Origin of the sequence: Salinicola sp. CPA57, assembly GCF_003206035.1 — a bacterium.
Taxonomy (GTDB): Bacteria; Pseudomonadota; Gammaproteobacteria; order Pseudomonadales; family Halomonadaceae; genus Salinicola; species Salinicola socius.
This window is the reverse complement of sequence record NZ_PZJR01000011.1, coordinates 267983-288480: the sequence shown is the minus strand read 5'-3', so window position 1 is coordinate 288480 and position 20498 is coordinate 267983. Positions and strand designations below refer to the sequence as shown.

19 protein-coding genes are annotated in these 20498 nt (G+C 62.0%); 9 read left to right on the top strand and 10 right to left on the bottom strand.

Annotated features, from left to right (window positions below; translation table 11 throughout):
* Positions 1–5: 5 nt before the first annotated feature.
* A complete protein-coding gene (locus tag DOM36_RS20325) occupies positions 6–194 on the bottom strand; it encodes a hypothetical protein (protein ID WP_198651284.1) in 189 nt (62 codons plus the stop codon).
* Here DOM36_RS20325 and DOM36_RS13535 point away from each other — a divergent pair.
* Positions 188–1009, top strand: coding sequence for a transporter substrate-binding domain-containing protein (locus DOM36_RS13535; protein ID WP_110643397.1), 822 nt, complete (start codon positions 188–190; stop codon positions 1007–1009). The genes DOM36_RS20325 and DOM36_RS13535 overlap by 7 nt on opposite strands.
* 137 nt (positions 1010–1146) lie before the next feature.
* On the opposite strand, the gene DOM36_RS13530 is transcribed toward DOM36_RS13535, so the two are convergent.
* The 3 genes from DOM36_RS13530 to dbpA form a co-directional block, all read right to left on the bottom strand.
* On the bottom strand, positions 1147–2154 hold the full coding sequence (locus DOM36_RS13530; protein ID WP_110643396.1) for an NAD(P)-dependent alcohol dehydrogenase: 1008 nt from the start codon (positions 2152–2154) through the stop codon (positions 1147–1149).
* 127 nt (positions 2155–2281) lie between these two features.
* Positions 2282–3142 (bottom strand): PA4780 family RIO1-like protein kinase, encoded by an 861-nt coding sequence (locus DOM36_RS13525; RefSeq protein WP_110643395.1) that lies wholly within the window; start codon positions 3140–3142, stop codon positions 2282–2284.
* Between the two features lie 33 nt (positions 3143–3175).
* Positions 3176–4609, bottom strand: coding sequence for an ATP-dependent RNA helicase DbpA (gene dbpA, locus DOM36_RS13520; protein WP_232823839.1), 1434 nt, complete (start codon positions 4607–4609; stop codon positions 3176–3178).
* A 227-nt stretch (positions 4610–4836) separates the two neighbouring features.
* On the opposite strand from dbpA, the gene DOM36_RS13515 reads away from it, so the two are divergent.
* Entirely contained in the window at positions 4837–5565 is a 729-nt protein-coding gene (locus tag DOM36_RS13515; protein WP_075569559.1) for a YebC/PmpR family DNA-binding transcriptional regulator, read from the top strand.
* 123 nt (positions 5566–5688) lie between these two features.
* Here DOM36_RS13515 and DOM36_RS13510 read toward each other — a convergent pair whose 3' ends face one another.
* Complete coding sequence (locus tag DOM36_RS13510; protein ID WP_110643394.1) at positions 5689–6279, bottom strand: lipid-binding SYLF domain-containing protein; 591 nt, start codon at positions 6277–6279, stop codon at positions 5689–5691.
* A 241-nt stretch (positions 6280–6520) separates the two neighbouring features.
* On the opposite strand from DOM36_RS13510, the gene DOM36_RS13505 reads away from it, so the two are divergent.
* The 4 genes from DOM36_RS13505 to DOM36_RS13490 all read left to right on the top strand — a co-directional run bounded on the left by DOM36_RS13505 (position 6521) and on the right by DOM36_RS13490 (position 11433).
* The gene (locus DOM36_RS13505; protein WP_083941639.1) at positions 6521–7522 is read left to right on the top strand and encodes an ABC transporter ATP-binding protein; all 1002 of its coding nucleotides are present in this window, start codon (positions 6521–6523) and stop codon (positions 7520–7522) included.
* Positions 7519–8280 carry an ABC transporter permease gene (locus DOM36_RS13500; RefSeq protein WP_110643393.1) on the top strand — a complete coding sequence of 254 codons (762 nt, stop codon included), beginning with the start codon at positions 7519–7521 and terminating at the stop codon, positions 8278–8280. The genes DOM36_RS13505 and DOM36_RS13500 overlap by 4 nt, the downstream gene beginning before the upstream one ends.
* Before the next feature lie 209 nt (positions 8281–8489).
* A complete protein-coding gene (locus tag DOM36_RS13495; protein ID WP_110643392.1) occupies positions 8490–9557 on the top strand; it encodes a nucleoid-associated protein in 1068 nt (355 codons plus the stop codon).
* Between the two features lie 247 nt (positions 9558–9804).
* Positions 9805–11433, top strand: a complete 1629-nt coding sequence (locus tag DOM36_RS13490) for a methyl-accepting chemotaxis protein (protein ID WP_157958647.1) — start codon at positions 9805–9807, stop codon at positions 11431–11433.
* 92 nt (positions 11434–11525) lie between these two features.
* Here DOM36_RS13490 and DOM36_RS13485 read toward each other — a convergent pair whose 3' ends face one another.
* Positions 11526–12989, bottom strand: a complete 1464-nt coding sequence (locus DOM36_RS13485) for a catalase (protein WP_075569555.1) — start codon at positions 12987–12989, stop codon at positions 11526–11528.
* 387 nt (positions 12990–13376) lie between these two features.
* Here DOM36_RS13485 and DOM36_RS20125 point away from each other — a divergent pair, with 387 nt between their 5' ends.
* The gene (locus DOM36_RS20125; protein WP_157958646.1) at positions 13377–13643 is read left to right on the top strand and encodes a hypothetical protein; all 267 of its coding nucleotides are present in this window, start codon (positions 13377–13379) and stop codon (positions 13641–13643) included.
* A gap of 13 nt (positions 13644–13656) precedes the next feature.
* Here the strand turns inward: DOM36_RS20125 and DOM36_RS13480 are convergent, their stop codons facing one another.
* Entirely contained in the window at positions 13657–14610 is a 954-nt protein-coding gene (locus DOM36_RS13480; RefSeq protein ID WP_110643390.1) for an AraC family transcriptional regulator, read from the bottom strand.
* A gap of 185 nt (positions 14611–14795) precedes the next feature.
* Between DOM36_RS13480 and DOM36_RS13475 the strand changes: the two genes are divergently transcribed.
* On the top strand, positions 14796–15863 hold the full coding sequence (locus tag DOM36_RS13475) for an aldo/keto reductase (RefSeq protein ID WP_110643389.1): 1068 nt from the start codon (positions 14796–14798) through the stop codon (positions 15861–15863).
* A gap of 50 nt (positions 15864–15913) precedes the next feature.
* Here DOM36_RS13475 and DOM36_RS13470 read toward each other — a convergent pair whose 3' ends face one another.
* The gene (locus tag DOM36_RS13470; protein ID WP_232823838.1) at positions 15914–16237 is read right to left on the bottom strand and encodes a helix-turn-helix transcriptional regulator; all 324 of its coding nucleotides are present in this window, start codon (positions 16235–16237) and stop codon (positions 15914–15916) included.
* A gap of 286 nt (positions 16238–16523) precedes the next feature.
* Between DOM36_RS13470 and DOM36_RS13465 the strand changes: the two genes are divergently transcribed.
* Positions 16524–18323 carry a sensor domain-containing phosphodiesterase gene (locus DOM36_RS13465; protein ID WP_110643388.1) on the top strand — a complete coding sequence of 600 codons (1800 nt, stop codon included), beginning with the start codon at positions 16524–16526 and terminating at the stop codon, positions 18321–18323.
* 46 nt (positions 18324–18369) lie between these two features.
* Here the strand turns inward: DOM36_RS13465 and DOM36_RS13460 are convergent, their stop codons facing one another.
* Together DOM36_RS13460 and solA are read right to left on the bottom strand one after the other, a co-directional pair.
* Positions 18370–19239 (bottom strand): putative RNA methyltransferase, encoded by an 870-nt coding sequence (locus DOM36_RS13460; RefSeq protein ID WP_110643387.1) that lies wholly within the window; start codon positions 19237–19239, stop codon positions 18370–18372.
* A 96-nt stretch (positions 19240–19335) separates the two neighbouring features.
* Positions 19336–20496: an N-methyl-L-tryptophan oxidase gene (gene solA, locus DOM36_RS13455; protein ID WP_157958645.1), complete on the bottom strand. Its 1161-nt coding sequence runs from the start codon at positions 20494–20496 to the stop codon at positions 19336–19338.
* Positions 20497–20498 lie beyond the last annotated feature (2 nt).

Sequence of the window (20498 nt, the reverse complement as noted above, 5' to 3'; positions counted from 1 at the left end):
ACAGCTCAGCCCGCGTCGCCGCTGGCCCGGATCCGGGCGGCAAGCGCTGCCAGTCCGGCATCGTCCGCACGCCGATAGTCATGGGAGGAGATGTTCTCCCTCGTGTTCTCCCTCTGGTCTTCATTACTGCCCTGCGCGATGATCGGATGGTGGAATCCCATCACCACAACAATATGAGGATCATTGCGTGACACAACGATTCAATCTTCGCCTTGCCCGTCCTCTCGCGGTATTGACCGTCGGCCTGGGCCTGGCGGCCGGCGCCCATGCCGCCGCGCCTCAGCACGTCCGTATCGCCGTGGACGTGCCCTACCCGCCGTTCGAGTACCGCAACGCCGACGGCGAGCTGGAAGGATTCGAGATCGATCTGGGCAACACGCTCTGCGAGCGGGCCAAGCTCGACTGCGAGTGGGTGGTTCAGGGCTGGGATGGCATCATTCCCGGGCTGCTCTCTCGCAAGTACGACGCCATCATGTCATCGATGCGGATCACCCCGGCTCGCGAACGCCAGGTGCTGTTTACCAGGCCTTACGCCATGTCACCCAAGGTCTGGGTGGCGCGACGCGGCAGCAATATCTCTCTCGACGATACGGCGTCGCTGAAGGGACTGTCGGTGGGCGTGCAGCGAGGCACCACCCAGGATAGCTACATCACCCAGCAGTATGGCGACAAGCTCGACGTTCAGCGTTACGCCACGGCGGCGGATGTCGCGCTGGATCTGGAATCGCAGCGCCTGGATCTGGCGTTTCTCAACTATCCGGTCGCCCTGGATACTCTGGAGATCGGCAGCCCCGACAGCCAATACGTTCAGGTTGGCCCCCGGCTCGATAGCCCGGAGTCGATTTTCGGCAAGGGCAACGCGATCGCGGTGCGCCCACGCGACAAGGATCTCGCCGAGACCTTCGATCAGGCGCTGGATAGCGTCTATGCAGACGGTACGTTCGAAACCCTGATGCACCAGTATTTCGACTACGATCTGCGCCCCGCCTCTCGCAAGTCTGGCTCGTAACCTCCGTCAAGACAGTCAAAGCACTCAAGAACGTCAGAGCCCATGAAAAAGCGCCGCCGGAAATGTTCCGGCGGCGCTTTGCGTTTACGGCTGTCCATCGGGCCGCGGAGATTGGCATTTCCGCGCCGGTGTGACGATCAGAATTCCAGGCAGATCTTGCCGAAGTGCTTGCCGGACTCCTGATGGCGGAAGGCATCGGCAATCCGATCCAGCGGGAACGAGCAGTCGATGACCGGCTTGAGTCCGATCACCTCAAGGGCACGGATCATCTCGATCTGATGCTGACGGCTGCCGACGATCAAGCCCTGAAGCCGGGCCTGTTTCGCCATCAGCTTGGACGTCGGGATATCTCCACCGCGACCGGTCAGCACGCCGATCAGCGAGATATGCCCACCGATGGCGACAGCATCGATGGATTGCGGCAGGGTGCCCGGCCCGCCGACTTCGATGACATGGTCGGCACCGCGTCCGTGGGTCAGTTCCTGCACTTTCCTGCCCCACTCCGGCTCTTCGCGATAGTTGATCGTATGATCGGCACCCAGCGCTTTCAGCCGCGCGATCTTCTCCTCGGAGGACGACGTCGAGATGACCGTCGCACCCATGGCCTTGGCCAGCTGCAGCGCGAAGATCGACACCCCGCCGGTACCCAGCGTCAGCACCGTATCGCCCGCCTTCAGGCCACCGTCGACGATCAGCGCACGCCAGGCCGTAAGGCCGGCCGTGGTCAGCGTGGCGGCCTCGGCATGGGTGTAGCCCTCGGGGGCATGGGTGAACCACTGGGCCGGTCGTACCACCTGCTCGCGGGCGTAGCCGTCGACGCCATCGCCCGGCACCGTCTTGAAGTCGGCAACGCGCGCCGGCCCATCGAGCCAGTGCGGGAAGAACGTGGAAACGACGGCATCACCGGCCCTGAACTCGGTGACGCCCTTGCCCACGGCTTCGACGACACCGGCACCGTCAGCCATGGGGATCCGACCTTCCTCGGTCGGGGATTTCCCGCTGGCGACAATATAGTCGTGGAAATTGAGCGAACTGGCGTGGAGGCGGATCTGAATTTCCCCCGGCCCTGGCTCGCCTGGGCCTTCGACCTCATGAAGATTGAGCTGGTCCAGGCCACCGGGTGATTTGAGATTGATGACTCGCATGAAGCACTCCTTGAACGAAACGATCTCGAAAGACCGCTTGATGGGGTGCTCAAAGTGTAGACGTTCTGCTCCGGCCAGGATCAAGCCAGGCCGACAAAACGGTGCCGAAAGTTGTCAGCACGACGCTTTACCAGCTCTCCTCGTCATCGTCCTGTTCACGCTCCTGACGCTCCGCCGCTTCTTCACGGGCGGCGTCGATCACCTGCATGACATTGCTGACATCGACCAGCGTCGTATCCGGGGTATAGCGACCGGTCAGACGAACGTCGGAATGCAGTTCGCCGGCTTCGTAGAGCGCCCAGATCTCCTTGCCGTAGTCGGTCTTCAGCAGCGCCGGCGCGTAGTGGCCGAAATAGCTGCGCAGGTTGTCGACGTCGCGAACCAGCATCCAGGGCGCGTTGTTGTTGCCGGCGGCATCGACCGCCTGGGGCAGATCGATGATCACCGGCCCCTCGGCACCCACCAGAATATTGAATTCGGAGAGATCGCCGTGAATCAGACCGGCGCACAGCATCTGCACGATTTCGCCGATCAGGCGCTGGTGATACTCGAGCGCCAGTTCCGGTGTCAGCTCGACGTCGTCGAGGCGCGGCGCGACGTCACCATCGGCGTCGACGATCATCTCCATCAGCAGCACGCCGTCGACGAAGCCATGTGGCGTCGGTACCCGCACGCCCGCCTCGGCGAGGCGGTAGAGCGCATCGACTTCCGCATTCAGCCACGCCGACTCCTGTTCGCGCTGGCCGTAGCGGGTCTTCTTCGACATCGCCCGCGCACGGCGGCTGTTACGCACCTTGCGCCCTTCCTGATAGGCCACCGCCTGCTTGAAACTGCGCTGCTTGGCTTCCTTGAACACCTTCGCGCAGCGCAACTCATCTCCACAGCGAACGACGAAAACCTGGGCTTCCTTGCCGCTCATCAGTTGACTGACGACCTCGTCCACCAGGCCATCCTCGACCAGCGGCTGCAATCGCTTGGGTACTTTCATGCTTTCGCTATCCTCACAGGTCCTCGTTATCCCTCAGCGTCCGATTCGGCGCACTCGACAGCTGCGCCCTTTCAATTTGCCGGCGCTCAACGTCGCCAGCGCCTGTTGAGCGATACCGCGCTCGACCGCCACGTAAGCGCTGCGATCCAGCACCTTGATCTTGCCGACCTGGTCGCCGCTGAGGGCGTTGTCGCCGTTGGTCAATGCCCCCAGCACGTCGCCCGGGCGGATTTTCTGTTTCTTGCCGGCATCGATCTGCAACGTCGCCATGCGGGGTTTGAACGGTTCCCGCGATGCGGTCGAGCGACCGGGCAACGGTTCGAGCGTCAGCGTCTCGCCAAGAAAGGCTTCCAGACGTTCGAACCGATAGGCTTCCTTCTCGGTCACCAACGTGCAGGCAACGCCACTGGCGCCCGCGCGCCCGGTCCGGCCGATGCGGTGCACGTGGACTTCGAGCTCCCGGGCGATCTGGTAGTTGAATACTGCATCCAGCGCGTCGATATCCAGTCCACGCGCGGCCACGTCGGTCGCTACCAGAACCGACAGGCTCTTGTTGGCAAAGCGAATCAGGGTCTGGTCGCGATCGCGCTGCTCGAGATCGCCGTGCAACGCCTGGGCACTGAAGCCGGCCGCGGCCAACTCGTCCGCCACGGTCTGAGTCTCGCGACGCGTGTTGCAGAACACCACGCTGGACTCCGGCCGGTAGTGCAGCAACAGCCGGCTTAGCGCCGCGAGCCGGCCCGGTTCGTCGGCGACCTGATGAAAGTGCTGGCGAATGCTCCGTTCATCGTGGGTCGAGTCGACTTCCACGTTCACCGGCTCACGCAGCATGCGCTCCGCGACCGGGCGCACGCTATCGCCATAGGTGGCACTGAACAGCAGTGTCTGGCGCGCTGTCGGGGTCGCCGCGACGATCGCCTCCAGCGCCGCCTGAAACCCCATGTCGAGCATGCGGTCGGCCTCGTCCAGCACCAGCACGGCGAGCGACGAGAGATCCAGCGATGCTTTACGCAGATGTTCCTCGATACGTCCCGGCGTACCGACGACGACATGCGCGCCATGCGATAGCGAGTTCAACTGCGGGCCCAGCGGCGTGCCGCCACAGAGCGCCAGAATCTTGACGTTGGCAAGCATCCGCGCCAGCCGACGCAGCTCTTCGGCGACCTGATCCGCCAACTCGCGGGTCGGACACAGCACCAGTGCCTGCACCTGAAAGCGCGAGACGTCGAGCGCCGACAACAGGCCAAGTCCGAAGGCAGCGGTCTTGCCCGACCCGGTCTTGCCCTGGCCGATCACGTCCTGACCGCGCAGGATCGGCGGCAGGCTGGCAGCCTGGATCGGCGTCATCGCCAGATAGCCCAGTGATTCGAGATTATCCAGAAGCTCCGCGGCCAGCGGCAGCGAGGAGAACGCCTTGGCATGACGAGCCTCGGGGCGAATCGTCTCGGAGTGATGGGTCTCGGGCACGGCAAATGCTCCTGATCGAGTTGAAGGGGCGATGCAATCAACCGGCGGACACCTTGGGCCTCACCACGTCATGCTCAGGCGCGGCAGAATACCAGAGCACGAGGAGATTGACGCCGTCTCATGGCTCGGGCTAGCCAATTGGTGCGATAAAGCCCAAATAAACCTGCAACATCGGCGCAATGTTGCGTAAAATCTCGCCGTCGTTGACAACCTGATAGGTAGTGACAATGGGTAGGGCCTTCCAGAATCGCAAGGAATCCATGGCCAAAACGGCCGACGCCAAGACCAAGGTCTACAGCAAGTATGGCCGCGAAATCTATGTCTGCGCCAAGGCCGGCGGCACCGATCCTTCCGGCAACCTGACGCTTCGCGGGCTGATCGACAAGGCCAAGAAGGATCAGGTTCCTTCGCACGTGATCGACAAGGCGCTGGACAAGGCCAAGGGCAGCGGCGGCGAGGATTTCTCGGCAGCCCGCTACGAGGGTTTCGGTCCCGGCAACTGCATGGTGATCGTCGAGTGCCTGACCGACAACCCGAACCGCACCTTCGGCGATGTCCGCGGCTGTTTCACCAAGACCAAGAGCAAGATCGGCACTCAAGGCGCGGTCAGCCACATGTTCGACCACTGCGCCATTTTCGCTTTTGCCGGTGAAGACGAGGAGGCGGTGCTCGAGGCGCTGATGGAGGCCGACGTCGATGTCACCGACATCGAGAACGAGGCGGGTCACATCACGGTGTTCGCGCCGCATACCGAGTATGCCAAGGCCAAGCAGGCACTGATCGATGCCTTCGGCGAACTCGAGTTCGAAGCCGACGAAATTCAGTTTCTGCCGCAGACCCATACGCCGCTGGAAGGCGATGATGTCGCTCTTTTCGAAAGATTCATCGACATGTTGAACGATCTCGACGACGTCCAGAACGTCTATCACAACGCCGAGCTACCCGAACGCGCCTGACGCGACGGAAGGCTTCTCGGTCGCCAACAGGAAACCCACCTTTCGGTGGGTTTCTGGCATCAGACCTTCAGGAATTGATGAACCGAGGCGTCCGTCCGGCCTCGCCTGCGTGTCGGATCCGGTTCAGGGACTGACCTTGGAGATCTTGGCACCGCCCAACGACACGCCACCCTGAATCCCCTGGTTGTTCATCACGAACGCGACCACTTCCTTGTTGGCGGTATTGTTGGTGATCTGACCATTGGCACCCACGTCCGCGACGGCCACGCCGGCACTGGCACCGACGGACCAGCCATTGTCGCTACGGACGCGATTGAGCGCCTCTTCCGTCATCAACATATAGATGACCGCCTGCGACTGCGCGCCCGCCTGAAACCCGATCGAGCCGCTGGTCGTGGTGTAGTAACCCGCCTTGGCACCATCCATCAGCAGCGAGCCGTCGCCATGGCTGGCCCCGACGATGAAACTGGCGCCGAGCACGCCGGGGAAGACCAGCACCCCTTCGGCCTGCTGTGCCAGCGACCGCGATTCGGGGACCGATCGATAGAGCCGGTCCAGCGTCTGCTGGACGTCCTGATCCAGCTGTTCACGCTGCGACAGCCGGCTTTCGCGGTCGGACGTGGTGGTCGTGGTACACGCCGATAGCGCAGTTCCGCCGAGAACGGCAGCGAACAACACGATGGCAGTACGGTTGATAAGGGAAGAACGTGGCATGAATGGCCTCCTTGCGGGAAAACTCGGCGTCGTTTCGACACCGATCCTGCCTGTATGATTTTTTATGTTGCCTGTTTGTTATAGACAACTCTGCGCCATTGCGCCCGTTTCGCCGCAACAAGAGACCGCTGTTCCGTCGGCCATCGCGATGCCGATGCGATCTCGATCACGCCCGGGTCCAGCCCGCGGTCTTTTTCGCCTACAATGGTGGGCCCCCACCACGTCACGATGTATCGCCTTCATGAATCACGAGACGCCCACAGCACCAGAGCGCACGGTACGAACCGAGACGCCTGCCGTCCAGCCAACGCCGGTGATTGCCATTACCGGTCTTTCCAAGCGTTACGATTCCGGTTTCGAAGCGCTGAAGCAGATCGACCTGGAGATCCAGCGCGGCGAGATCTTCGCACTGCTCGGCCCCAACGGCGCCGGCAAGACGACCCTGATCAGCATCATCTGTGGACTGGTCAATGCCAGCAGCGGCAGCGTGATGGTCGATGGCCACGACAACGTCACCGACTATCGCGCGGCACGCGCCAAGATCGGCCTGGTGCCACAGGAATTGACCAGCGACGCCTTCGAGACCGTCTGGAACACGGTACGCTTCAGCCGTGGCCTGTTCGGCAAGCCGCCCAATGACGCCCATATCGAGCGCATACTCAAGGCGCTGTCGCTGTGGGACAAGCGCAAGAACAAGCTGATCACGCTCTCCGGCGGCATGAAGCGCCGTGTGCTGATCGCCAAGGCGCTGGCCCACGAGCCTGAAATCCTGTTTCTCGACGAGCCCACCGCCGGCGTCGACGTCGAGCTACGACGCGACATGTGGGAAGTGGTCAGGGAACTTCGCAATAGCGGCGTGACCATCATCCTGACCACGCACTACATCGAGGAAGCCGAGGAGATGGCCGATCGTATCGGCGTCATCAACGGCGGCGAGATCGTGCTGGTGCGGGAGAAGGCGGCGCTGATGCGTCAACTCGGCAGCAAGCAACTGACGCTGCACCTGCAGACGCCGCTGGCCAGCGTGCCGCCGGCGCTGGCGCATTACCCGCTGACCCTGGCCGAGGAAGGCAGCGTGCTGGTCTATACCTACGACGCCAGCGATGCCGGGGATGACGGCCATGTCAGCGTCAGTGCGCTGATCAACGAGATCGAGGCCGCAGGCATCCGTTTCAAGGATCTGCACACCAAGCAAAGTTCGCTGGAAGATATTTTCGTCAACCTGGTCAGAGAGCGCCCATGAATCTGCAAGCCGTCCGCTCCATCTACGTCTTCGAAATGGCCCGCGCCGGGCGCACGCTGCTACAGAGCCTGATATCGCCGGTCATTTCGACATCGCTCTACTTCGTCGTTTTCGGCGCCGCCATCGGCTCGCGCATCCAGGAGGTCGAAGGCGTCAGCTACGGCGCCTTCATCGTGCCCGGCCTGATCATGCTGATGCTGTTGACGCAGAGCGTCTCCAACGCGTCGTTCGGGATCTTCTTCCCCAAGTTCACCGGCACCATCTATGAAATGCTGTCGGCGCCGATCTCGTATTTCGAGATCGTGCTCGGCTATGTCGGCGCAGCCGCCTCGAAGTCCGCGATCCTGGGGCTGGTGATTCTCGTCACCGCCAACTTCTTCGTCGACCTGCACATCCTGCACCCGTTCATGATGCTGCTGTTTCTGCTGTTGACCGCGCTCACTTTCAGTCTGCTCGGCTTCATCATCGGGATCTGGGCGGATAGCTTCGAGAAGCTGCAACTGGTCCCGCTGCTGATCATCACGCCCCTGACGTTCCTCGGCGGCAGTTTCTATGCCATCGACATGCTGCCACCATTCTGGCAGACGGTGACGCTGGCCAACCCGGTGGTCTATCTGGTCAGCGGCTTCCGCTGGAGCTTCTACGGGATCAGCGATGTCAGTATCGTCGCCAGCCTGGTCATGATCGGCGTCTTCCTGGCGGCCAGCCTGGCTGTCATCAGCTGGATCTTCCGTACCGGATACCGACTGCGCCCCTGACGTCAGGTTCGTCACGTCAGGTTCGTCACGTCAGGTTCGTCGCGCCAGGTTCGTCACGCCAAGCCCACTGCGCCTGGGGCTAGCGCGAGGAACTGGGGCGAAGAACGGGGGCGAGGAACTCACGGAAAGAACGAGCGCCAAGCCATATCCTCTTTCTTGCGCGGGCTGCCGAGTGGCGGCCTGCCCTTTCACGTTTCACGAGCCATCTCATGCCGATACTGCAAGCCTGCGCCCATCGCCTCGATAAACGGAGCGACGAACAGCCCGCCACGTTGACTCCCGGCGAGGCGATGACCGACACCGCGATGGCAGAATCCCTACTGGCGACGTTCACTTCGAGCTTCCACGGCAAACCCAAGGCGTGGGGGCATTTTCGAGAGGCGGACGCCCAGCCAGACGACGTGGCGAGCGGGAACGAAACAGAAGACGCCGACGACGGTAACCCCGAAACCCCATCGACGACGTCCCGTTTCGCCTTCGAGCTCGAGCGCTACCGCCGCGGTGAGATCAACTTTACCGATTTCACGCGTCAGACCACGGAAAGCCTGATGCCGTTGATCGATGGCCACCTTTCGATCGGCGGCCACTGGTGGTTCGTGCACTCCCGTCAGGGCGAGGCGGAGTATCTGACGCTGACCCTGCTCCATCAGCGCGACGGCTACGGCTTCGATGCCGACCTCAACGTCGTCCCCGTTCAGCAGCTCAACCTCGGCCAATTGATGCTGGCGGCACGAATCGATCTGACCCAGTGGCAGCGCGGACAGTCGCGCCAGTACATCACCTATGTGCAGGACCGCGGCAACAAGAAGCTGGTGGAAGCTTTCCGGGAGTGGCTGGGATGTCAGGAAGGCGTCAACGCCGGCGCCGAGACCCGCACCCTGCTCAAGGCGTTCAGCGACTATGTGGAGAGCGAAGACCTGCCCGAGGACGCCAGCCGCGAAAAGACCGAAGCGCTGATCGACTACGCCAACGGTCAGGCCAAGCGCGGCGAGCCGATCACGCTGGACGAGCTTTCCGAGCTGGTCGATGAAACGCAGCCCAAGGCGTTCTACGACTATATCCGCAACCAGGACTACGGGCTCGCCGCCGAAATTCCGCCGGACAAGCGCACCCTGCAGCAGTTCAAGCGTTTCGCCGGACGTGCCAGCGGCGTCTCGATCAGCTTCGATTCCCACCTGCTCGGCAACAGCATCGAGTACGACGACGAACGCGACCGTCTGATCATCAAGCAGGTACCCGGGCAGTTGAAAGATCAGATCAAGCAGCGCAAGGGGTGACAGAGCGACTCAGGCCGGAGAGAGCCCCCCAGTCCGAATCATAATTAATTCATGCTGCTAAACGAGCCAAAACAGCCCGTTACCCTAATCTGGCTCGTAAAGTAGCGAATAATTCCACGCAAGCCGCTAAATCCAGGATTCACCACGCCGATAGACCTCTAGCCGAGCCAGTTCGGCAACCAAAAGCCATGTGCAGCGACACAGAAAAAAATGGCGGGTCCATATCAATCCGGCGGGGTGAATACGAGTGCTAGACATCAGGAAAAGCGTCAAGGCAAGGCTGATCATCGCATTGGGGCTGATGATCGCCCTGATGGTTGGGATCGGCGTTCAGGGAATACTGAGCAACCGGCAGACACAGCAAGCCATGCAGTCCATCGTCGAAGACAATGTCGCAACGATGGTCACGCTCTCATCGGTGATAGCCGCGACCAGCGATAATCGCACGATCTTCGCCAAGGTCGGCGCAGGTGATCTTTCCGCTCAACAGCGTCAGGAAGTCGATCAGAATCGGGATCGAGCCGATGAGGCCTGGAGTGAATATTATCCAGTGCTGGCAACCAGTGATGCCGAAAAGACGCTCTCGGAGACTTATCTCCAGCAGCTGCAGACACTTCGTGATGTACTGGATAGTGGTCAGGCAACCGAACAACAGATCAATGAAAGCTACACTGGCCTCTATGATTCGGTGACCTCGCTCTATCGCATTGCGCGGGAGTCCACCATGGCCGACTATCAACAGAGCGTCGCCGACTATACCTTCAGCCGCAACGTCATAGCGTTTGTCATTGGCATCGGCCTGCTATTCGCCATCGCCATCGGCTGGTGGTTGGTTCGCGGCATTCTCCGCCCGCTGCGCGAAGCCACGGCGTTCTCCGAGGCACTGGCCAAGGGCGATCTCGGTGCGCGCCTGAGTGCCAGCTACCGCGACGAATTCGGCCGTATGCTGAATGCCATGGCCGGCATGCGCGACAAGCTTTCCAGCGTCATCGGCGAAGTGGCACGCAACGCGAGAAACGTCGAATCGATCTCCGCCGAGCTGGCGGCCGGTAACGAGAACCTGAGCCAGCGGACCCAGGAACAGGCCGCCAGCCTGCAGGAAACCGCCGCGGCGCTGGAGCAGATCACCAATACCGTCGGGCAGAATGCGGACAATGCGGTTCAGGCCGACCAACTCGCCAGCCAGGTCAGTACTCAGGCCAAGCAGGGTGGCGAAGTCGTCAACGAAGCCATCATTGCGATGCAGCAGATCGACAGCTCCAGCAAGCAGATCTCCAACATCATCGGCATGATCGACGAGATCGCCTTCCAGACCAACCTTCTGGCACTCAATGCCTCCGTCGAGGCCGCTCGGGCCGGCGAGCAAGGGCGGGGGTTCGCGGTGGTGGCGCACGAGGTCCGTCAGTTGGCAAGCCGCAGCGCCAATGCCGCTGGCGAGATCAAGCAACTGGTATCGGAGAGCGCACAGCGAGTCTCACGCGGTTCGGAACTGGTCAACCGCTCCGGCGAAACGCTGGCCAACATCGTCAGCAACGTCGAGAAGGTGACGGATCTGGTATCGGAAATCGCCGTGGCCAGCCGGGAACAATCGACGGGGATCCAGCAGATCAATCTCGCGGTTGGGGAAATGGACAGCGTGACTCAGCAGAACGCATCCCTCGTCGAGGAATCCACCGGTGTAACCGGGAACCTGCAGGTTCAGGCCGAGCTGCTGGCGCGCGAGGTCGGCTTCTTCAGTGGTTATCAGGAAGCGCCGGCGAGCGTCAACCATCGACCGCTGCCCCTGGCCTCCGGCGCATCTTCGACCTCTGCTCGCCCCGCCCGTCCCGCCGGGAAGACAGCACCGATGGAAACCGAGGAGTGGAGCAGCTTCTGATCGCATCGTGACGTAAAAAGGCCCCGTTCANNTGAACGGGGCCTTTTCAATTCGCTAGCCGACAGCTTCAGATCTGTGCCGGCAGCAACGCGTCACTGCCCGCGATTGGCCTTCACACCTTCCTCGATACGACGACCGATGGTCGCGTCGATGTTGTGCCAATACTCGAACACACGGGACAGAACCGGCTCCTCGACACCGCCGGAAACGTGGCCGACGACGTTGTTGACCAGACGGTCCCGGGCCGCATCGTCCATCACCTTGTTGACGAGATCGTTGGCCTGGCTGTAGTCGTCGTCCGCCGGACGCAGCGTATAGGCGGCGCGAACGAACTCACCGTCCGCCGACCATACCGCATCTTCCGGGTAACGCTCTGGGTCGGCCTTGGAGCCCCCCTTGCTGTTGGGGGCATAGACCGGATCGCTGGCGTTATGCATGCGCATCGCGCCGCCCTTGCTGTAGCTGTTGACCGGCACCTTCGGCGTATTGACCGGAATGTGCTTGTAGTTCACTCCGAGACGAGCGCGGTGCGCGTCGGCGTAGGAGATGGAGCGTGCCAGCAGCATCTTGTCCGGCGACAGTCCGGTACCGGGAACCATGTTGTTGGGTTCGAAGGCAGCCTGCTCGATCTGGGTATGGAAGTCTTCCGGATTGCGATTCAGCGTCATCTTGCCGACTTCCATCAGCGGGTAGTCGTCGTGCGGCCAGACCTTGGTCAGATCGAACGGATTGATGCGGTAGGTCTTGGCATCCTCGAACGGCATGATCTGGACCTGCAGCGTCCAGGTCGGGTAGTCGCCCCGCTTGATCGCATTGAACAGGTCGCGGCGGTGATAGTCGGCATCGCTGCCCGCCATCTGGTCCGCCTGCTCCTGGGTCATGCACTTGATGCCCTGATCGGTCTTGAAGTGATACTTGACCCAGAAACGCTCGCTCTGTGCGTTGACCCACATGTAGGTGTGGCTGGAGTATCCGTTCATGTGACGCCAACTGGCAGGCACGCCGCGGTCACCCATCAGCCAGGTCACCTGGTGGGCCGACTCCGGCGCCATGGTCCAGAAGTCCCACTGCATGTCGTGATCGCGCAACCCATTGTCCGCACGGCGCTTCTGGGAGTGAATGAAGTGTTGGAACTTCATCGGATCGCGCACGAAAAAGACGGGCGTATTGTTGCCCACCATGTCGAAGTTGCCATCTTCGGTATAGAACTTGAGCGCGAAGCCACGCGGGTCACGCCAGGTATCCGGGCTACCGCTTTCACCGGCGACGGTAGAGAAGCGAGCGACCATCTCGGTCGTCTTGCCTGGCTGGAGAAATTTCGCTCGAGTATACCGGCTGACGTCGTGGGTCACTTCGAAATGACCGAAGGCACCACCGCCCTTGGCGTGGGGCTGGCGATCCGGAATCATCTCCCGGTTGAATGCCGCCATCTGCTCCATCAGATAGTGATCGTGAAGCACGATCGGGCCATCCGGACCTACGGAAAGCGAGTTTTCTTCGCTCGCCACTGGAATACCGGCATCTGTCGTTGTCGGTTTGCGATTGTCGCTAGTCACGGTGATCTCTCCCTAATTCTTTGATGCGAGGCATTGATCGCCTCGATACTGCTACCCACGCGGCGACCCCTTCGGCGTGGTTGTCGCAACAAGCCCTTCACTGCGGGAAATCGATAGCCCCGGAGCCAGATTCGCGACGCGATCGCCTCGACTTTGCCCGCCTGAACCGCCCAGAACTCAAACGCGTTCACCCGATTCAGAAAAGACGGTTGCCCGATACGGGCGCACCACAACTTATAGAGTGAACCCCAGGCGCTGTCCAACCGACACAGGCCAACTTTAGGGCAACGAGCCGGCATCTGTCGGGGGTGCGGCACGCACTGCCGCCGGCTGGGAAAACGTCCACATCAGGCGCCGCAAGGGCTGCGTAATAGTTATTGGCTTTTCATGCCACACGGCCTGATAGCCATTGACCATATCGATCATGGGCAAATTTCATGGCTGTCACCACAAGTGATCGTCTTCCCCACCGGAACGGGCATCGACCGAAATGATTTCTGCTCGATGGATCTGACCCTATTGTCGACCAGGAACAGGCGCGAGGAGCTGTCGCGAATCCTCTTCACTCTCTCGATTCCGACCATCATGGTAGGCGGTACGCCAGGGATACCGTTCAATCCGTATTACCGCATGATGCCGTCGATGATGGCGTGATCCCGGCACTCGGCTAGGGGCGCCAGCGCTGCCTGTCCCGCTGCGGCGGCAGACCGAAACAGCGCCGATATTCGCGGCTGAACTGGGAGGGACTCTCGTAGCCGACACGCTGCGCCACCGCAGTCACCTCGAGGGTCCCGGCAAGCAGCAAGCGCCGGGCCTCCTGCAGGCGCAGCTGCTTCTGGTACTGCAGGGGACTCATCGCCGTGACCGCCTTGAAGTGATGGTGCAGCGACGACACGCTCATATGCACGTTCCCGGCGATGACGGCGACCGGCAGCGGTTCGGCGTAACGCTCGCGCAGCAGGCGGATCGCCGCGGCGATCCGCCGGGTCTGGCTATCCTTCAGCGCGATCTGGCGGAGCCGGGCACCGTGCCCATGGCGAAGCAGGCGGTAGGCGATCTCGCGCTTGATCATTGGCGCCAGTACCGGAATGTCCTGCGGCGACTCCAGCAACCGCAGCAGACGCAGCACCGTTTCCAGCAGCGGGGCTTCCAGCCGGTTCACGTAGAGACCCCGCGCCGGTTCGGTGGCCGAGACGGTCGCCAGGTTATCGTCATGGATCAGCTCGCCGATCAGTTCGACATCGAGATCCAGGCGCAACCCGAGGTAGGGCGCCTCCCGGCTGGCCCGGGAAACGTCCGCCAGTACCGGCAGGTCGACCGACGAGACCAGGTAATGCATCGGGTCGTATTCGTAGATCTCCTGCCCGATCGAGAGCCGCTTGGCGCCCTGGGCGATCACGCTGAACACCGGATCGTGTACCACGTACTGCGGCGGCCGAGGCGCGCTCAGCCGATGGATCGACAGCCCGGGTATGGCGCTCGGCAACTTCCCCTCGCGACCCAGTGTCAGACGATCGAGCAACTCGACCAGTGCCTGGCGGTAACCCACGAGCGCCCTATCGTTCCCGGCCGCCATCTCCTTCCCGGACAGCGGCTTCAGTGCATCGACTCGTTGATTCATGACTGCGATATCTCTCCCCACGAGAGATCCAGCCTATCCCAACCCGCCACCGAAAGGCACTCGAGGAGCTGCCTCTGGCAGTTTTGGGCAAGGATCCGATCGGATCGAGCCAGTCTCGTTTCCCCCTGTCGACCATACTCGATTCTCTGTCGTCCCTTCCCTCATCGATAACGAGGAGTACCACCATGCGCTACCGCAATCTGGGCAATACCGGCCTGTTCGTCTCCGAGCTCTGCCTGGGCACCATGACCTTCGGCGGCAACGGCGAGATGTGGAGCCAGATCGGCAATCTGCAGCAGGCGGATGCCGACAAGCTGGTCGGCCGGGCTCTCGACGCCGGCATCAATTTCATCGACACGGCCGACGTCTACTCCCAGGGCCAGTCCGAAGTCATCACCGGCCAGGCGCTCAGGAATCTCGGCGTTGCGCGCGACGATGTCGTCGTCGCCACCAAGGTCTTCGGCCCCACCGGCACCGACGATCCCTACCGCTCCAGCGGGGTCAACAATCGCGGCGCTTCGCGCTACCACATCATGGAGGGCGTCAAGGCGAGCCTGAAGCGTCTGCAGCTCGACCACATCGATCTCTACCAGATCCACGGCTTCGACCCCGCGACGCCGATCGAGGAGACCGTACGCGCGCTGCACACGCTGGTCGAGCACGGCCACGTACGCTACGTCGGCGTCTCCAACTGGGCGGCCTGGCAGATCATGAAGGCGCTGGGCATCGCCCGGCAGAACGGCTGGCACCGGTTCGAATCGTTACAGGCCTACTACACCGTGGCCGGGCGCGACCTCGAACGCGAGATCGTCCCGCTGCTGGAGAACGAAAAGCTGGGGCTGATGGTCTGGAGCCCGCTGGCCGGCGGGCTGCTCAGCGGCAAGTACACGCGGGACGGAGAAGCACAGGCCGGCGACCGACGCGCCACCTTCGACTTCCCGCCGGTGGACCGGGAGCGCGGCTTCGACTGCATCGACACCATGCGCGAAATAGCCGATACCAAGGGCGTGTCGGTTGCCCGGATCGCGCTGGCGTGGCTCCTGCATCAGAGGGCCGTGACCAGCGTCATCGTCGGCGCCAGGCGTCTCGATCAGCTCGACGACAATATCGCCGCCACCGAGGTGCGTCTCGACGAGGACGAACTGGACCGCCTCGACCAGGTCAGCGCGCTGCCGCCGGAGTATCCGGGCTGGATGCTGGATCGTCAGGGCGACTATCGCCGCGGGCAGATGTCAGCATCGCGGCAGCGGTAACGGGACGCGGCGACGGAGCGCGATCCGATCGGCTCCGTCGCCGATGCATGTCAGGAGGATCCCTCGGTATCCTCCGGCTGCAGTCCATTGGCCCTCGCGAACGTCAACACCACCTGCCGCAGGATCTTGCGCTGCTCTTCGGTCAATCCCCGATAGATCCGCAACACTTCGTCCTCTTCTCCGCCCACGGGTATCACCCAAGTTGCCTGCATCTCTCCCCGGTCCTGTGATGATTGTTGGCCATAGCGCAGGAATTGGGGTTCGACGCCCAGCCAACCCGCCAGCACTTGCAACTTGTCCTGCGAAGGTATCGAGTCGCCCCGTAACCATCGGCGCACGGCCTGAAAGGTGATTGGCGCGCCCCAATAGCGCAAATTGAATTCGCGTTCCAGAACGGAAGGGCGACACTCATACCCGGCGGCAGTGAGAGCCGCTTGAAGACGCAGCGCAAACAACTGTTTTTCATCCATTGATTTAATTTGAACTATTTGTTCAATTTAAGTTGAACCACGGTTCAAATTTGTATTGAATAATTAATTCAACTCCTGTCGATTTGTAGCACTCAACCATAGTCGCAGAGTCCTAAGTTTACTATAGAGCGGTTGTTGGAATGCCACACGGATGGGGCAACGCAGACGGCTTTCGATGAGGTGCCACGCCGTGAATCTGGATCGATACGAACCATGGCGTCAGCAAGCCATGCATGACGCAACACTCATCGACGCACTGACTGAAGAGCGCGTCGATCGGGTGCGCTGGATAGCCAGGCAGCACTACGAGGTCACGGATGCCTGGTTCACGCTGCCGGGTGAAGATCAGCAGTGGCGCAGAACCCGCGTAGGAGCGTTATCGACCGACATCCCTGATGCGCTTTCGCTCGCGCATCGCACGCTCCGTCACGACGCGCTTTTCGTCATCGAAGATGCACGATGTCACCCCGAGTTCACCAGACATCCTCTGGTCGTCGGCTCGCCTGGCTTGCGTTTCTATGCCGGTGTGCCCGTACGAGATCACGAGGGTGTCGGCATCGGCGCGCTTTGTCTGGTGCATACGTCACCGGTTTCGGCCGCAGCGCTGAATTTCGACATGCTCCATGTCCTCGCCAGCCAGATAGCGGACGAGATCGGACATCATCTGCTGACCCGCCGACCGCCAGGGTTGACGCTCGATGACATCGATACATTGACGGGCCTGCCGAACCGACGTTTCCTGCAAACGCTGATGAAAGCGGAATTGACACTTGCCAGACAGCACCGGGGCCACCTTTCCGTGTGCCTGCTCAATCTGGATGGCTTCAAGAGCATCAACGAACTGCATGGCAGCGATATCGGTGACGCGGTGCTGCGGACAGTTGCGGCGCGTCTTCGCGATGCGGTACGGCGCAAGGATCTCGTCATTCACCTGGGGGGAGACGAATTCGTCATCGTCATGCGCGACGTACTCCAGGCGGAGGCCTGTCAGCGCATCCTCGACCAGATTCGCAGTCCCATAGAGACCTCGGGTCACGTTCACGCCCTCACGGCCAGCATGGGGATCACTGGCTATCCCGGCGACGAAGCGGACGTGGACGTGCTGCTACACCACGCTTATCAAGCCATGTACTCGGCCAAGGAAGCCGGCAAGAACGGCTACTGCCGTTTCGATCTCGAGCTTCATCATGCCCGGCGAGCGCGTATCGCCATTGTCGGAGACGTACACCAGGCTCTCTCACAGCAACGGCTGGAGCTGTTTTATCAGCCCAAGATCGATTACCGCGACGATACCGTCGCCGGCTTCGAGGGGTTACTTCGCTGGCGCCTGCCTTCTGGTGAGATCCTGCCTCCGGGGCGCTTTCTGCCCCATGTCGAGAATACCTGGCTCGATGTCGAGCTGAGCAAGTACGTCATCGACAAGGGGCTGACGGCACTCGAACACTGCATGCAACGTGGCCTGCCCTACGCCGTCAGCGTCAACGTCAATCCTTCCTGCTTTCTCGACAGCGGTTTCATCGACCACCTGCATCAGACTCTCGCAAGGCATGATCAAGAGCTGGTAGGGAGGCTGACACTGGAGATCCTGGAAAGCACTTCGCCGCAGCAGGACATGGATACCATCGTCGCCAACATTCGGGGCTGCCTACGGCTCGGCCTGCAACTGTCGCTGGATGATTTCGGCACGGGACAATCATCGCTCAGCTATCTACGGACCTTTCCGACCCAGAAGATCAAGATCGATCGCTCCTTCGTCATCGGTATGCTCGACAGTCCCGAGGACGAGGCCATCGTTGCCGCGATCATCGGCCTTTCGAAGAGCTTCAAACGCCTTGTCATCGCGGAGGGAGTCGAAAATGGGGCGATCGAGTCGCGGCTTAGAGCGCTCGGCTGCGATCTGGGGCAAGGATTCCATTACAGTCCGGCGCTGCCTTTCGAAGACGCCATCGAGTGGGCCGGCGAGTACTGCCTGCATCACCGGGCTTTTTGAAAGGACGAGCCCGACGCGTCTCCACGAGTTCCCTTATCCCCGCAAGCTACGCCAGCCGTTCGAGCCGCCTCAGGCGGACGTCGATGGTCACGCTGAGCGACGTCAACGCTTCCGCCTTGGCGCGGCCCTCGGCACTGGCGCGATAGAGATGCGGGGTCATCGCCAGCAGATCGGCGACGGCCTGCGGCTCTTCCAGGGTCAGAACGTAGCGAATCGTCTCGACCTCCAACGGGATCAGTCCGTCGGGCGCCAATGCCGGGCGCTCGCGCTCCGGTTTCAGGCTGGGATAGATGATTTCCCGTAGCTCTCGCAGGTGATCCGGTCCGACATCGGCCTGTATCAACACGCCCCCCGGCTTGAGCACGCGGACGAACTCCGGATAAGCGGGAAAGCCGAACAGGCACAGCACGCAGTCCAGTGAGCCGTCCTGAACCGGCAGGTTGGCGTTACTGGCCACCACCCAACTGGCGCGTCCCTCCTCCTCCTGTCTGGTGGCGCCCCGCTCCTGTTTGGCAGCAGCCAGCACCGCCCACTTGGAAATATCCAGGCCCAGCAGTGACAGCGACACGTCACTATCGGCCTGCGCCAGTTGGCGCAGGTAGTAACCCTCGCCGCAGCCGGCATCCAGACAGTGAAGCGTTGTCGAGGTCGACCCTTTCGCCAGCACGGCCCCCGCGACGGCCTCGGCCACGGGCTGATAATGACCGGCGTTCAGAAAACGCTGACGTGCCGCCACCATCCCCTTGCTGTCCCCCGGATCGCGAGACCGCTTGTGCTGCACCGGCAACAGATGTGTGTAGCCCTGCCTGGCGATGTCGTAACTGTGGCCGGCCGCGCAGCGCCATGCCTGGCCCTCGCGATGCATCGGATCGCCGTCCAGCGGACACGCCAGGGCGGAAAAAGAGACGAAGGACATAGTGCTACCGCTTGCTCGTGAAGCCGCCCAGTTTACGCGACCTCGACGTTGGCGAAAGGCCCTCTCACATCGGGAAACGTTACGCTGAAGAAGAAATCACTTCGAAAAACGCCCCAGACCGAACCCGGCCAACCCGGGGGCGGCATGACCGCTGACCAGCCATTCCCCAAGGGATTCACCCAGGGCACTGGCGAACTTGAAACCGTGCCCGGAGAATCCCCCCGCCACGATCAGGCCGGGCAGGGGTTCATCGATCAGAAAATGTTCGTCCGGGGTGCGAATGTATTGACAGACGGCGCCATGGCGCAGAGCCCCTACCCCCGGGAGATAGCGCTCGATCACCCGCTGCAGCTCGACGATATCGTCGGGATAATCTCCGAAGGCCGCCATCCGCTCGCCCGGCGCCAGGATCTGGCCGCTATCATGGCGGCCGATCTTGAATCCGGCGCCATCGATATCCGGGAAGCCGTAGTAGACGCCCAGCTCCTCGTCGGTGAGGCTAAATCCCGGAAAGCTCTCGGGACCGTAACGCGCGCCGGCCTCGAACCAGGCAAACGTCTTGCGAACGCGAGTCAGCGGCAGCTCGATCCCGAGTGCAGCCAGCAGCGGTGCCAGGTGCTGTCCTGCCGAGACCAGCAGTCGATCGGCGCTGAATCGACGGCCATCGGCACACGTCGCCTCGAATCCGCCTTTTGCCAATGGCTGAAGCCGTGTCACCTGCGCCCCCGTCGTCAAGGTCACGTTCGCGCTTCGGTCTACCCGCTGACGCCAGCTGGCGAGTATTCGCTCGACCCGCAACACGCCTGCGCGGAATTCGAAAGCGCCGCGCATCGAAGCATCGAGCGCCCACCCCGGCCAGCGCTCCGAGGCAGCCTCACCGCCGAGTCTCTCCAGCGGCAGATCGTACTGCCGCGCACTTGCCTCGACCTGCTGGATGAACGGCGCCGCTGCCGGACCCAGGTTGAGCACCCCGGTGGGTAGAAACAACGACTCCCCAGTCTCCCGCTCCAGCTCCTGCCAGCGGTCCAGGGCACGCATTGCCAGCGAGACGTAGCCGCTACCCTCGCCGTAAGCCAGCCGGATCAGGCGGGTTTCGCCATGATGTGCGCCCTGATCGTGGGGCGGGCTGTGAGCGTCGAGCACCTGCACCGAAGGTTGGCGGCTGGCGTCGGGGCGGGAGGCCAGATAGTCGGCCGCCGCCAGCCCCATGCTGCCGCCGCCGATGATCAGATAGTCCGAGCGTGTGGTAGGACTCATTC